Genomic DNA, 12,414 nt, shown 5'->3' on the forward strand with positions numbered 1-12,414 from the left:
CTAGTCCCTCTTTAGGCAAATTACTCGCTGACGATGCCGACCGGCGCCGTCTCTATCTTGAAGGCGGCCGAGATCAGTGCCCGAGTATAGTCGGTTTGCGGATTTTCAAAAATCTGCTGGGAAGGGCCGGCTTCGACAATCCTGCCATTGCGCATGACGATGACGTCGTTGGCAAGCGCCCGGATGACCCTGAGATCATGGCTGATGAAGAGATAGGCGAGGTCGTGCTTGGCCTGCAGGCTGCGCAAGAGGTCGACGACCTGCGCCTGCACGCTCATGTCGAGCGCCGATGTCGGCTCGTCCAGCATGACGAAGCGCGGGTTGAGCACCATGGCGCGTGCGATCGCGACACGCTGGCGCTGGCCGCCGGAAAATTCGTGCGGGTAGCGGTTGCGGGTCTCCGGATAGAGGCCGACCTCCTTCAGCACGGCGGCCACCTTGTCGTCGCGTTCATCGGGCGACAGCTTCGGCTCGTGGATCTTCAGGCCTTCCTCGATGATTTCGGCTATCGACATGCGCGGACTGAGCGAGCCGAACGGATCCTGAAACACGATCTGCAATTCGCGCCTGAGCGGTCGCATGGCGTTGAAGGTGAGCTGGTTGATGTCGCGGCCGTTGAACTGGATGCTTCCGGTCGATGAGATCATCCGCGCCAGCGCCAGGCCGAGCGTCGTCTTGCCCGAGCCGGATTCGCCGACCACGCCCAGCGTCTGGCCGGCGCGCACGGTGACATCGATGCCGTCGACCGCCTTCACATGATCGACGGTGGTTCGGAAAAACCCCTTCTTGATCGGGAACCAGACCTTGATGTCCTTGCCTGTCATGACAGGCTTGGCGGCATCGTTGGCGGCCGGCGGCTTGCCCTTCGGTTCGGCCGCCAGCAAATGCTTGGTATAGGCGTGCTGCGGGTTGGCGAAGATGTCCTTGGTCGGTCCGGTCTCGACGATCTTGCCCTTGGTCATCACGCAGACCCGGTCGGCGATCTTGCGCACAATGCCGAGATCATGGGTGATGAACAGCATCGACATGCCCTTGCGGCTTTTCAACCCCGCCAGCAGTTCGAGGATCTGCGCCTGCACGGTGACGTCGAGCGCCGTCGTCGGCTCGTCGGCGATCAGCAGTTCCGGTTCGTTGGCCAGCGCCATGGCGATCATGACGCGCTGGCGCTGACCGCCGGACAGCTGGTGCGGATAGGCGTCGAGGCGTTTTTCCGGCTCGCGGATACCCACTTCCTTGAGCAAGGCCAAAGTGCGTGCCTTGGCCGGGCGGTCGGCCATGCCTTGATGCAGCTTCAGGATTTCGACAATCTGGTGCTCGATCGTGTGCAGCGGATTGAGCGAGGTCATCGGCTCCTGGAAGATCATGGTGATCTTGTTGCCGCGCACCTGCCGCAACTGCTTCTCGTTCATGGCCAGCAGGTCGGCGCCCTGGAACAGGATCTTTCCCGAGGGGTGGCTGGCCGTCGGATAGGGCAGGAGCTTCAGCACCGACAGCGCCGACACCGATTTCCCGGAGCCTGACTCGCCGACCAGTGCCACGGTCTCGCCCTTGGCGAGGTCGAAGGAAATGTGATCGACAGCTATCGACTGGTTGCCGCCTTGGGTGAAGGCGACGCTAAGATCGTGGACAGAGAGCAGAATTTCGCTCATCTGAATGCCTTGCGCGGATCGAAGGCGTCGCGCGCGGCCTCGCCGATGAACACCAGCAACGACAGCATCAGCGAGACGACGATGAAGCCGGAAATGCCGAGCCACGGCGCGTTCAGGTTGCTCTGCGCCTGCTTCATGAGTTCGCCCAGCGACGGGGAGCCCGGAGGCAGGCCGAAGCCGAGATAGTCGAGTGAGGTCAGCGTCGATATCGAACCACTGGTCAGGAACGGCAGGAAGGTCAGCGTCGCCACCATGGCGTTGGGCAACAGATGCCGGAACATGATCGTGCGGTTGGGTACGCCGAGCGCGCGCGCCGCGTTGACATATTCGAAATTGCGGGCGCGCAGGAACTCGGCCCGCACCACCCCGACCAGCGCCACCCAGGAGAAGATCAGCATCAGGCCAAGCAGGATGAAGAAGCCGGGCGGCAGGATGGCGGAGACGATGAGCAGCAAATAGAGCACCGGGATCGCTGACCAGATCTCGATGACGCGCTGAAACAGAAGATCGGTCCAGCCGCCGAAATAACCCTGCATGGCGCCCGCGGCGACGCCGATCAGCGACGAGCCGGCAGTCAGGATCAGGCCGAACAGCACCGAGATCCTGAAACCGTAGATAAGCCGCGCCAGCACGTCGCGCGCCTGATCGTCGGTTCCCAGCCAGTTCCAGTTGCCGACAATGCAGTCGGGATCGGCGGCCTTCTGCGGATACTGGCTGCAACGCTGGTCCGCATCATATTGCCAGGACGGCTTTGCAGGAGCGGCATCGGGAATTGCATTGTTGACGGTTCGGTAGGAGTAGCGGATCGGCGGCCAGATCATCCAGCCATTGGCATTGATCTCGTCGCGGATGACCGGGTCGCGATAATCGGTGACGGCATAGAAGCCGCCGAACTTCTCCTCGGGGTAGGCGACCAGCACCGGAAACAGGATCTCGCCCTTGTAGGAGACGAGGATCGGCTTGTCGTTGGCGATCCATTCGGAAAACAGCGACAGACCGAACAGGATAAGGAAGATCCACAGCGACCAGTAGCCGCGCCGGTTGGCCTTGAAATTCTGCCAGCGCCGGCGGTTCAGCGGCGACAGCCAGGGCCGTTTGGCGCGTGTCGGCGTGTTCTCGACAACGGCTTCGGACATCAGATGTCTCTCCGCTCGAAATCGATGCGCGGATCGACCCAAGTGTACATCAGGTCGGACAGCAATCCGACGAACAGCCCAAGCAGCGAGAAGATGTAGAGATTGGCGAACACGACCGGATAATCGCGCGCCAACACCGACTTGAAGCCGAGCAGGCCAAGACCGTCGAGCGAGAAGATGTTCTCGATCAGCAGCGAGCCGGTGAAGAAGGCCGAGATGAAGGCGCCGGGAAAGCCGGCGATGACAATCAGCATGGCGTTCCGGAAGACATGGCCGTAGAGCACCTTGCGCTCCGACAGGCCCTTGGCGCGCGCCGTCACCACATACTGCTTGCGGATCTCTTCCAGGAACGAGTTCTTGGTGAGCAGCGTCGTTGTGGCGAAGGCCGACAGCACCAGCGCGGTCAGCGGCAAGGTCATGTGCCAGATATAGTCGACGATCCTGTCCGGCCAGGACAACTGGTCCCAATTGTCCGAAACGATGCCGCGCAACGGGAACCAGTCCCAGAACGAGCCGCCGGCAAACAGCACCATCAGCAGGATGCCGAACAGGAAACCAGGGATGGCATAGCCGATGATGACGACGCCGCTGGTCCACATGTCGAACGCCGAGCCATCCTTGACCGCCTTGCGGATGCCAAGCGGGATCGAGATCAGATAGGACAGGATGGTGATCCAGATGCCGAGCGAGATCGACACCGGCATCTTTTCGAGGATCAGGTCGAGCACCGAAATGTCGCGGAAATAGCTGTCGCCGAAATCGAACCGGATATAGTTCCACAGCATCATGCCGAAGCGTTCGAGCGGCGGTTTGTCGAAGCCGAACTGCTTCTCCAGCTTCTTGATGAACTCGGGATCAAGACCCTGCGCACCGCGGTATTTCGAACTGATATCGCCGGCCGCATCGAAATTGCCACCGGTGCCGGCGTCGCCACCGCCGCCGCCGAGGCGATCGCTGCCGCCCTGGTTGGTCAGGCTGGCAATCACCTGCTCGACCGGACCGCCGGGCGCAAACTGGATCACGGCAAAGGAGATTGCCATGATGCCGAACAGCGTCGGGATCATCAGCAGGATGCGTCGCAGAATATAGGCGCCCATCAGGCTGCCGGCCCCGCGTGAACGGTCATGTCAGGCTTTGCCAATTTTTGCCGCCTTGCCCTTGTCGACCCACCACAGCGCTTCGACCGGAAAGCCGAAATCGGGTTTCTGCTCGGGAAAGCCGAACATGTCCCAATAGGCGCTTCGGTGATTCGCCAGGAACCAACTTGGAATCCAATCGCGCCGCGCGCGCAAGACCCGGTCGAGAGCGCGCATGGCAATTGTCAGGCTTTCGCGGTCCTTGGCGGCGCCAACGGTGTCGATCAGCGTGTCGATGGCCGGGTTCGATGTGCCCGGCAGGTTGCGCGAGCCCGATATGGTGGCGGTTCGCGAGTGGAAGAAGGTTTCGAGGTCGTCTCGGGTTGGCGTCGCCGGAAATGAGAACGCAACCGAGACGAGGTCGTAGTCGAACGAATTCTGCCGCAACTGATATTGCGCGGCGTCGACCAGCCGGATAGAGGCATCGATGCCGACCGCCTTCATGTTTTCCACCCAGGGCGAGTAAACCTGCTCGAAGACCTCATCATCGACAAGGAACTCTGCCGACAGTCGACCGCCCTTGTCGTTCACGACGAAATTGCCGGAGCGTTTCCAGCCGGCGTCAGTCAGGAGCTTGGCCGCCTTGCCAAGCAACTGTCGGTCGCGACCGGAGCCGTTCGACACGTCTTGTGTGACGGCTTCGCCAAAAGCCTCGGCCGGAATCTGGCCGCGTAGTGGCTCGAGCAAGGCAAGTTCCTGCAGCGACGGGACGCCCTCGGCGCGAAAATCGGATTGCTCGAAGCAGGATTGCGAGCGCTCATAGGAGCCGTAAAAGAAATTGCGCCGCGTCCATTCGAAGTCGAAGCAGAGCCCGATCGCTTGCCGCACCCGCGGGTCGCGGAATTGCTCGCGCCGCTGATTGACCGCGGTGGCCTGCATGGAGGGCATCGTTTCGGCCGGGAATTCGTGCTTCACCACCTTGCCGGCAATGAAGGCGGGGAAGTCGTAGCCCGTCGCCCACACACGCGACACGAATTCCTCCTTGTAGAGGATCTCTCCCTTCTTGAACGCTTCGAAGGCAACGTTGCGGTCCTGGTAGAACTCGACACGAATGCGCTGAAAATTGTTCTGGCCGCGATTGATCGGCAGGTCGTTGCCCCAATAGTCGGCCACACGCTCATATTCGATCCAGGCCCCTGCCGACCAGCGACCGACCTTGTAGGCGCTTGACCCAAGTGGCGGGTTCATCTGCGAGGAATCGAACGGGTTGGCCGTATAGAAAGCCTTCGACAGGATCGGGAACGCAACGACGTTGAGGATGGTGCGGGTTGTCTGCTTGCCGGAGAAGGCAAGCTTCAACGTGTGGGCATCGATGGCGATCGCGTCGTTCAGATGCGTCAGCGGCAGCGAATAGTCCGGATGGCCCTTGTCCTTCAACAGCTTGAAGGTGAAGGCGGCGTCTTCGGCCGTCAGCGGCGTGCCGTCATGGAACCGGGCCTGCGGACGCAGCGAGAAGGTGAAACCGTTGCGGTCGTCTGAAATCGTCACGCCGTCGGCGATCAGCCCGTAGACGGCGTCAGGCTCGTCGAGCGCTCTCACCATCAGCGAATCGAAGCACATCTCCATGCGCTGCGGCGAATCGCCTTTGGGAACGAACGAATTCAGCGTGTTGAAGGTCAGCGGCGTCTGGTTGGCACCCCAGTTGCGCGGCAGGAAATTGAAGGTGCCGCCTTGCGGCGCATCGACATTGACATAATCGAAATGGGTGAAGTCCGGCTTGTATTTGAGATCGCCGAAGGCCGACAGCCCGTGCAGTTTCACGCCGGTCGGGCTGGCGGCGAAAGCTTTGCCCGGCAACAGCGCGGCCGCGGTTGCCGCTGCGCCGAGCGCCAGGAAGTCGCGACGAGAAAGCATCGGCTGCTGCCCCATCAATCGCTACCCCTGTATTTGGCCGCGAGCGCCTTTTCCTTTTCGGTGTCGATCCACCAGGAATCGATATCGGCGCCGCGGTAGCTTGGCTGCTTTTCCGGAATCCCGAACTTGTTCCAGTAGGCGAGCCACACCACCGCACGATAGTATTGTGGCACGGCATAGTAGTTCCACAGCAGCACCCGGTCGAGCGCATGGGTGACGGCCACGAGATCGTCGCGGTCGGTGGCGAAGATGATGCGGTCGACAAGGGCGTCGACAACCGGATCCTTGATGCCGGAATAGTTGCGCGCTCCCGGTGTGTCGGCGGCCTTCGAGCTCCAGAAATCGCGTTGCTCGTTGCCGGGCGATTCCGATTGCTGCAGCACGCTGGTGATGACGTCGTAATCGAAATTGTTGACGCGGTTGATGTATTGACTCTGGTCGATGATGCGCAGCGTCGCATCGACGCCGATCTTGCGCAGATTGGCGATGTAGGTGCCGGAAAGGACCTGGTCGGTTTCACTCGAGCCGATGATCTCGAACTTGAACGGCTCGCCGGTCTTGGCGTTGACCATCTTGCCGCCCTTGATCACCCAGCCGGCCTTGGCGAACAGATCGACCGCCTGCCTCAGATATTTGCGCTCGGCTTGCGGCGTGTCATAGACCGGCAGCTTGAACTCCTGGGTGAAAAGCTCGGGCGGCAGCTTGTCGCGGTACTTTTCCAGGATTTCCAGTTCCTTGCCTTGCGGCAGGCCGCTCGATGCCAGCTCCGTGCCCTGGAAGTAACTGCTGGTACGGGTGTTGAAGCCGAAGAACAGCGTCCGGTTCATCGTCTCGAAATCGTACGCATAGGTCAGTGCCTCGCGTACCAGGCGATCCTGGAACAGCGGCCGCCTCTGGTTGAGGATGAAGGCCTGCATCGGCTCCGGCGAAGTGGTCTTGAATTCCCGCTTGATCACGTCGCCGGCCTTGATCGCCGGGAAATCATAAAACGTCGCCCACTTCTTCGAGCTGTTTTCCGGCTTGATATCGTCGAGCCCGCCTTTCTTGAAGGCTTGCCAGGCAGCATTGTCGTCAAGAATGTAGGTGAAGCGCTGAGTGTCGAAATTCTCGCGCCCGATCTTCACCGGCAGCTTGGCGCCCCAATAATCCGGCACGCGCTGCCAGACGATCTCCGAGCCCGGCTTGAAGCTCGCGATCTTGTAGGCTGCCGAGCCAAGCGGCGGCTCCAGCGTCCCCTTGGTGATGTCGCGCTTCTTGCCGTTGGCGTCGGTGCCTTCCCACCAATGCTTGGGCAGAACGACGAGGTCGCCAAGGATCTTGGGCAGTTCGCGGTTGCCCTTTTGGCTGAAATGGAATTCGACCTCGCGGTCGGAGATCGCCACCGCCTCGGTGACGTTCTCGAAATAGCGGCTGTACATCGGGCTGTTCGCCTTCAGCGCCTGGAACGACCAGATCACGTCGTCGACGGTGATCGGTTGCCCGTCATGCCATTTCGCGCGCGGGTCCAGCCGGTAGGTCGCCGAGGAATAGTCGGCCGGATATTTGTAGGCGTCGGCGATCAGCGGGTGGCTGACGCTGCCTTCGTCGGTCGCCTGGTCCATAAGCGTGTCGTAGAGCAGGCCGCCGCCGAACGGCAGGAAGCCGGCGGCCGGCGCTCCTTGCACGATGTAGGGATTGAAGCTGTCGAATGTCCCCTGGACGACGGAGTTGTAGTTGCCACCCTTCGGTGCGTTCGGATTGACGTAGTCGTAGTGCTGGAAAGTGTCGCCGTATTTGGAGTCGCCGATCAGCGATGAGGTGGTGCGCCACTCGTCGGCCCGGGTCGTCTGCAACCCCGCTACCAGCATGGCCGCCGCCAGCAGCGACTTGAGAAGCGTTCGGCCAACCGTCATGCACTATCCTCTTCGCGATGCGTGCCAGATCATCCAGAAGGGCAATCTAGATGATTTGGCGCGCGTGAAAACCGCCATGCGCGGCTTTGTCGCCGCATATGCGTTTTTCCTAACAAAAAAGCCGGGCAGAACCCGGCTTTTTCAAGATCGTCGCGATGATATCTGGTTATTTGGCCGGAGCCGCGAGAGCTGGTGCTGCCGGTGCGGCAGGCTTGGCCGGCGCGGCGCCGTCAGCGGGCTTTGCCGGAGCGGCTGCATCGGCCGGCTTGGCGGGCGCCGAGGCGTCGGCGGCAGCCCCAGGTGCCGGCAACGGCTTGGGATTGTCCGAAAGCGTGCGCAGATAAGCGATGACGTTGGCGCGGTCCTCATCCTTGGGCAGGCCGGCGAAGCCCATGGCCGTGCCCTTCACGAACTTCTTCGGCGAGGTGATGAAGTGGTTGATGTTGTCGTAGGTCCACTTCTCGGTGCCGCCCTTGGAGAATTCCTTCATGCCGGCCGAATAGGCAAAGCCTTCATGTTCGGCGACCGGGCGGTCGACGAGGTCCCACAAATCGGGGCCGACCTTGTTGGGGCCGCCCTTTTCGCCGGAATGGCAGGCCTGGCATTTTTTGAACACGGCAGCGCCCGCCTCGACATTGGCGGTCTGCAGCAGATCGGCGATCGGCTTGGCTTCGGCGGCGGGTGCGGCCGGGCCGCCTTCGGCGGGCTCCGTGGCTTCGATGATGAAGCCGGGCTTTTCAGGAGCCGGCGAGGCAAACAGCGCGTCCGACACCAGGCCGACCGAGAAAACGACGAATACGGTTCCAAGCAATCCGGCGAGCAGTTTGTTGACTTCGTTGGAATCCATACGCCCCTTGCTCCCTTTTCCGGCGGACCGAACCGTCCACTCCGTCCGTCGGTATCGAGACCTGCCCTCCAGAGCCGGTCAAATCGGGCGGAAACTAGGTCTTTTGCTGCGGCGTTGCAACACCTATAAGGGCGCTGCCAGTGAGACCTTTTGCCACTTTTCCCTGTCCTCTTTTCGAACGCCTCACCATACCGATGTCCACTCTGATCCTGATCCCGGCCCGCATGGCCTCGACCCGCCTGCCGGGCAAGCCGCTGGCCGACATTGCCGGCGCGCCGATGATCGTCCATGTCGCGCGCCGCGCGGCCGAAGCCGGCCTCGGCCGGGTGGTGGTGGCGACCGACACGCAAAGCGTCGCCGAAGCGGTGCGCGCGCATGGGTTCGAGGCGGTGATGACGCGCATCGACCACGAGTCGGGTTCCGACCGCATCCATGAAGCGCTGCTCGAGCTCGATCCCGGACACAAGGTCGAAACGATCGTCAATGTCCAGGGTGACCTGCCGACCATCGATCCCGGCATCATCGCCGCCTCGCTCAGGCCGTTCGAGGACGCAGCCGTGGATATCGCCACGCTCGGCGTCGAGATCGTCCGCGAGGAGGAAAAGACCAATTCCAACGTCGTCAAGATCGTCGGTTCGCCGCTGTCGGCCACGCGGCTGCGAGCCCTCTATTTCACCCGCGCCACAGCACCTTGGGGCGAGGGGCCGCTCTATCACCATGTCGGCCTCTACGCCTATCGCCGCGCGGCACTCGAGCGCTTCGTCGCGCTAAGACCGTCGCCGCTGGAACGCCGCGAACGGCTGGAGCAGTTGCGGGCGCTGGAAGCCGGTATGCGCATCGACGCCGAGATCGTCCAGTCGCTGCCGCTTGGCGTCGACACGCCGGAAGACCTTGAGCGCGCCAGGATGATCCTGGCAAACTGAGAAATCCCTTCGAACCGAGATACCGTGAATCGAGACCCGGACATGCCTGAAAAGACCAACAGAATATCCTTCCAGGGCGAGCCGGGCGCCAATTCCGACACCGCCAGCCGCAACATGTTCCCGTCGATGGAGCCGTTGCCGTGCCCGACCTTCGAGGATGCCTTCAACGCGGTCGAGACCAACAAAGCCGACCTCGCCATGATCCCGATCGAGAACACCATCGCCGGGCGCGTCGCCGACATCCATCATCTGCTGCCGGAATCGAAGCTCCACATAGTCGGCGAGTATTTCCTGCCGATCCATTTCCAGCTGATGGTGCTGCCCGGCGTCAAACGCGACGAGATCAAGACCGTGCACAGCCATATCCATGCGCTTGGCCAGTGCCGCAAATACATCCGCAAGAACGGCTGGAAAGCTGTCGTCGCCGGCGATACGGCGGGTGCGGCCAAAATGGTCTCCGAGGTCAAGGATCGCACCATGGCCGCGCTGTCGCCGGCGCTGGCCGCGACGCTCTATGGGCTCGATACCATCGAGGAGAATGTCGAGGACACTGATTCCAACGTCACCCGTTTCGTCGTCCTGACCAAGAGCAAGCAATGGGCCGAACGCGCCTCGGCCGACGTCAAGATGATGACGACCTTCATCTTCCGCGTCCGCAACGTGCCGGCCGCGCTCTACAAGGCCATGGGCGGCTTCGCCACCAACGGCATCAACATGACCAAGCTGGAGAGCTACCAGCTCGGCGCCTTCACGGCGACGCTGTTCTACGCCGACATCGAGGGCCATCCCGACGACCCGCTGGTCAAGCTGGCGCTGGACGAGCTTCGCTTCTTCTCTCGCGAGGTGCGGATTTTGGGCGTCTATCCGGCCAGCGAGTCGCGTGAGCAGTGGAAAGTCGCTGACTAAACGACCGAGCCCAGCGGCACGTAATCGATTTCGAGAAATTTCTCGACCTCCGGCACCCAGCGGTCACGCACGAAGGCGACATGGTCCGGATGGTCGTTGTATCTGGTGTAGGCGGCCTGGTCGGCGAACTCCATCGAGAAGCCGAAGTGATAGTCGTTCTTGGGGCTGATCTGCCGCAATTGCTCGAAATGCGTGACGCCCTTGATCGCGGTGAGGATTTTCTTGGCATCGACGAGGAATCGCTTTTCGTCGAGCGAGTGCGGTGCATGTTTCAGCGTGAAGACGACGGTGTGACGGATCATTTGTCTCTCCTGCAATGACTTTCGGTATCTATTCGCTGTCGACCCAGGCGCGGATGAGGTGATGCGCGATCGCCCCTTTCGGCGGCGTGACCAGATTGTCGGGATGCTCCCGCGCCAGCATCAGGCGCACCTCGTCGCGGCCGAACCAGCGGCAGTCCTCCAACTCGTTGAGGTCGGCCTGGATGTCCTCATTGAGTGGCTCGCCGAAGCAGCCGATCATCAGTGAGTAGGGGAACGGCCAGGGCTGGCTGGCATGGTAGACGACGCGGCCAAGCCGGATTCCGGCTTCCTCCAGCGTCTCGCGGCGCACCGCCGCCTCGATCGTCTCGCCCGGTTCGATGAAGCCGGCGAGTGCCGAATACATGCCCGGCGCGAAATGCCGGCCGCGCCCGAGCAGGCATTTTTCCCGCCTCGCCGTCAGCATGATCGCCACCGGGTCGGTGCGCGGAAAATGCTCGGTGCCGCAATTCGGGCAATGCCGCTTGTAGCCGCCGGCCCGCATCTGCGATTGCGTGCCGCATTTGCTGCAGAAACGGTGGCTTGCGTGCCAGGCGAGCAAGGCGGCCCCTTGCGCCATCGCGCCGGCCGCCGCTTCGTCGATCAGCCCTTGCATGTAAACGGACCGGTAGTCGATCGCCTTGACGGTCTCGGGCAGCTGTTCGGCGTCGATTCCGACTGGCACCGCCAGCACCGGCCCCTGCTCGGAAAAGCCGAGCAGGACACCTCCAGCGAAGGAAGGCTTGAACGGCTCGCTCTCGGCGGCGCTAAACCAGGGGTCGCCGCCGCCGCCGTCGAGCTTCAGGTGGAGCCGACCGCCATTCATCAACAGCAGCCGTGTCGTCGGATCGGCAAGTGCCTTGTCGACCGAATCGTCGGCGCGGTTCTCGGATTGCCGGTCGATCGTGTTGCCGGCAAAGCCGACGAACTGGCTTGGCTCGCGCAGGGGCGCGTCAAACAGGCTGAAGCTCATGCGGACTCTGGTGCTTTGGGATGGACATGTTCGGGATGAATTCAGGGAAGGCTTATAGCGCCGCCCTTATCGTTTCGGCAAACCGGCGCAGGTCGGAACGCTGATAGGGCTCGCGCAGGCCGTGCCCCCATACCGGGCCGGGCCAGCCGGGATCGCCTTCGGACCGGGCGATGACATGGATATGCAACTGGCGCACGATGTTGCCGAGCGCGCCGGTATTGATCTTGGTGCAGCCGCTCACTTTCTTCAGCGCCTGTGCCACCATATTGGTCTCGAAGGTCAGCATCGCCTGGTCGAGCGGCGTCATGTCGTGGATTTCTTCCGCGCCCGGCCGCTGCGGCACCAAAAGCAGCCACGGCCAGCGGCGATCGTTCATCACCCGCAATTCGCACAGCCCAAGCCACATCAACTGCTCGCTGTCCGCCTCCAGCCGGGCATCCAGCGTGAATCCGGCCTTCAGGCCCGGCAGCATCGGCGTTTCCCTTGCTTTTCTTGGTTTCTTAAAACCCATGAACGCTAGAGCGGCGGCACGGGGGCTGCAAGCGAATCATTGTTGCTCTCACGGTTTGGTGCAGCAAATCGCCTGCGCACTTGCATTTCATCGCGCAATTGCCGATATGGACGGTGGGAGGTTGGTGGTGGACGATCCACTCGCCAACCGGGTCAGGTCCGGAAGGAAGCAGCCCTAACGAGCCCGGAACGGGTCATTGTTCCAGCCTCCCACCTCATCGGCCCTCCTCGCGACATTGACGACGCATTGCAGCGCGGGCGAGACTATGCGCAGGAATCGGCGCCTTTG

Annotated in this window: 11 protein-coding genes and 1 other RNA gene; 3 read left to right on the plus strand and 9 right to left on the minus strand. The window is 62.0% G+C overall.

What is annotated here, in order from left to right:
- Nucleotides 1–20 precede the first annotated feature (20 nt).
- From AC1D05_RS12900 to AC1D05_RS12925, 6 genes are all read right to left on the minus strand, one after another.
- Nucleotides 21–1,649, minus strand: a complete 1,629-nt coding sequence (locus AC1D05_RS12900) for an ABC transporter ATP-binding protein (protein ID WP_477441086.1) — start codon at nucleotides 1,647–1,649, stop codon at nucleotides 21–23.
- A complete protein-coding gene (locus AC1D05_RS12905) occupies nucleotides 1,646–2,785 on the minus strand; it encodes an ABC transporter permease (protein ID WP_477441087.1) in 1,140 nt (379 codons plus the stop codon). Before AC1D05_RS12905 ends, AC1D05_RS12900 begins: the two co-directional genes overlap by 4 nt.
- The gene (locus AC1D05_RS12910) at nucleotides 2,785–3,882 is read right to left on the minus strand and encodes a microcin C ABC transporter permease YejB (protein ID WP_477441088.1); all 1,098 of its coding nucleotides are present in this window, start codon (nucleotides 3,880–3,882) and stop codon (nucleotides 2,785–2,787) included. Before AC1D05_RS12910 ends, AC1D05_RS12905 begins: the two co-directional genes overlap by 1 nt.
- 30 nt (nucleotides 3,883–3,912) lie before the next feature.
- Nucleotides 3,913–5,775, minus strand: a complete 1,863-nt coding sequence (locus tag AC1D05_RS12915; RefSeq protein ID WP_477441089.1) for an extracellular solute-binding protein — start codon at nucleotides 5,773–5,775, stop codon at nucleotides 3,913–3,915.
- A 14-nt stretch (nucleotides 5,776–5,789) separates the two neighbouring features.
- Nucleotides 5,790–7,667 (minus strand): extracellular solute-binding protein, encoded by a 1,878-nt coding sequence (locus AC1D05_RS12920; RefSeq protein WP_477441090.1) that lies wholly within the window; start codon nucleotides 7,665–7,667, stop codon nucleotides 5,790–5,792.
- A gap of 166 nt (nucleotides 7,668–7,833) precedes the next feature.
- Nucleotides 7,834–8,514: a c-type cytochrome gene (locus AC1D05_RS12925; protein WP_477441091.1), complete on the minus strand. Its 681-nt coding sequence runs from the start codon at nucleotides 8,512–8,514 to the stop codon at nucleotides 7,834–7,836.
- A 194-nt stretch (nucleotides 8,515–8,708) separates the two neighbouring features.
- On the opposite strand from AC1D05_RS12925, the gene AC1D05_RS12930 reads away from it, so the two are divergent.
- Entirely contained in the window at nucleotides 8,709–9,437 is a 729-nt protein-coding gene (locus tag AC1D05_RS12930; RefSeq protein ID WP_477441092.1) for a 3-deoxy-manno-octulosonate cytidylyltransferase, read from the plus strand.
- Nucleotides 9,438–9,479: 42 nt separating this feature from the next.
- Complete coding sequence (locus AC1D05_RS12935) at nucleotides 9,480–10,343, plus strand: prephenate dehydratase (protein ID WP_477441093.1); 864 nt, start codon at nucleotides 9,480–9,482, stop codon at nucleotides 10,341–10,343.
- Here the strand turns inward: AC1D05_RS12935 and AC1D05_RS12940 are convergent.
- Genes AC1D05_RS12940 through AC1D05_RS12950 form a run of 3 tightly spaced genes read right to left on the minus strand, consistent with a single transcriptional unit; the run spans nucleotide 10,340 to nucleotide 12,087 of the window.
- Complete coding sequence (locus tag AC1D05_RS12940) at nucleotides 10,340–10,645, minus strand: Dabb family protein (RefSeq protein WP_477441094.1); 306 nt, start codon at nucleotides 10,643–10,645, stop codon at nucleotides 10,340–10,342. The two genes, AC1D05_RS12935 and AC1D05_RS12940, sit on opposite strands and share 4 nt — an antisense overlap.
- Before the next feature lie 28 nt (nucleotides 10,646–10,673).
- Nucleotides 10,674–11,615, minus strand: a complete 942-nt coding sequence (nudC, locus tag AC1D05_RS12945) for an NAD(+) diphosphatase (protein WP_477441095.1) — start codon at nucleotides 11,613–11,615, stop codon at nucleotides 10,674–10,676.
- Nucleotides 11,616–11,667: 52 nt separating this feature from the next.
- Nucleotides 11,668–12,087, minus strand: a complete 420-nt coding sequence (locus AC1D05_RS12950) for an HIT domain-containing protein (protein WP_477441096.1) — start codon at nucleotides 12,085–12,087, stop codon at nucleotides 11,668–11,670.
- Nucleotides 12,088–12,242: 155 nt separating this feature from the next.
- Between AC1D05_RS12950 and ffs the strand changes: the two genes are divergently transcribed.
- An RNA gene (gene ffs, locus AC1D05_RS12955) (signal recognition particle sRNA small type) lies at nucleotides 12,243–12,339 on the plus strand.
- Nucleotides 12,340–12,414: the final 75 nt, after the last annotated feature.

The sequence above is a fragment of the Mesorhizobium sp. P2_E9 genome (assembly GCF_056403815.1).

Excerpts from the sequence above, each read along its gene's own strand:
- AC1D05_RS12905 (WP_477441087.1), bottom strand. The coding sequence starts at position 2,785 with ATGTCCGAAGCCGTTGTCGAGAACACGCCGACACGCGCCAAACGGCCC.
- AC1D05_RS12900 (WP_477441086.1), bottom strand. The coding sequence starts at position 1,649 with ATGAGCGAAATTCTGCTCTCTGTCCACGATCTTAGCGTCGCCTTCACC.
- AC1D05_RS12925 (WP_477441091.1), bottom strand. The coding sequence starts at position 8,514 with ATGGATTCCAACGAAGTCAACAAACTGCTCGCCGGATTGCTTGGAACC.
- nudC (WP_477441095.1), bottom strand. The coding sequence starts at position 11,615 with ATGAGCTTCAGCCTGTTTGACGCGCCCCTGCGCGAGCCAAGCCAGTTC.
- AC1D05_RS12920 (WP_477441090.1), bottom strand. The coding sequence starts at position 7,667 with ATGACGGTTGGCCGAACGCTTCTCAAGTCGCTGCTGGCGGCGGCCATG.
- AC1D05_RS12930 (WP_477441092.1), top strand. The coding sequence starts at position 8,709 with ATGTCCACTCTGATCCTGATCCCGGCCCGCATGGCCTCGACCCGCCTG.
- AC1D05_RS12935 (WP_477441093.1), top strand. The coding sequence starts at position 9,480 with ATGCCTGAAAAGACCAACAGAATATCCTTCCAGGGCGAGCCGGGCGCC.
- AC1D05_RS12950 (WP_477441096.1), bottom strand. The coding sequence starts at position 12,087 with ATGCTGCCGGGCCTGAAGGCCGGATTCACGCTGGATGCCCGGCTGGAG.
- AC1D05_RS12915 (WP_477441089.1), bottom strand. The coding sequence starts at position 5,775 with ATGCTTTCTCGTCGCGACTTCCTGGCGCTCGGCGCAGCGGCAACCGCG.
- AC1D05_RS12940 (WP_477441094.1), bottom strand. The coding sequence starts at position 10,645 with ATGATCCGTCACACCGTCGTCTTCACGCTGAAACATGCACCGCACTCG.
- AC1D05_RS12910 (WP_477441088.1), bottom strand. The coding sequence starts at position 3,882 with ATGGGCGCCTATATTCTGCGACGCATCCTGCTGATGATCCCGACGCTG.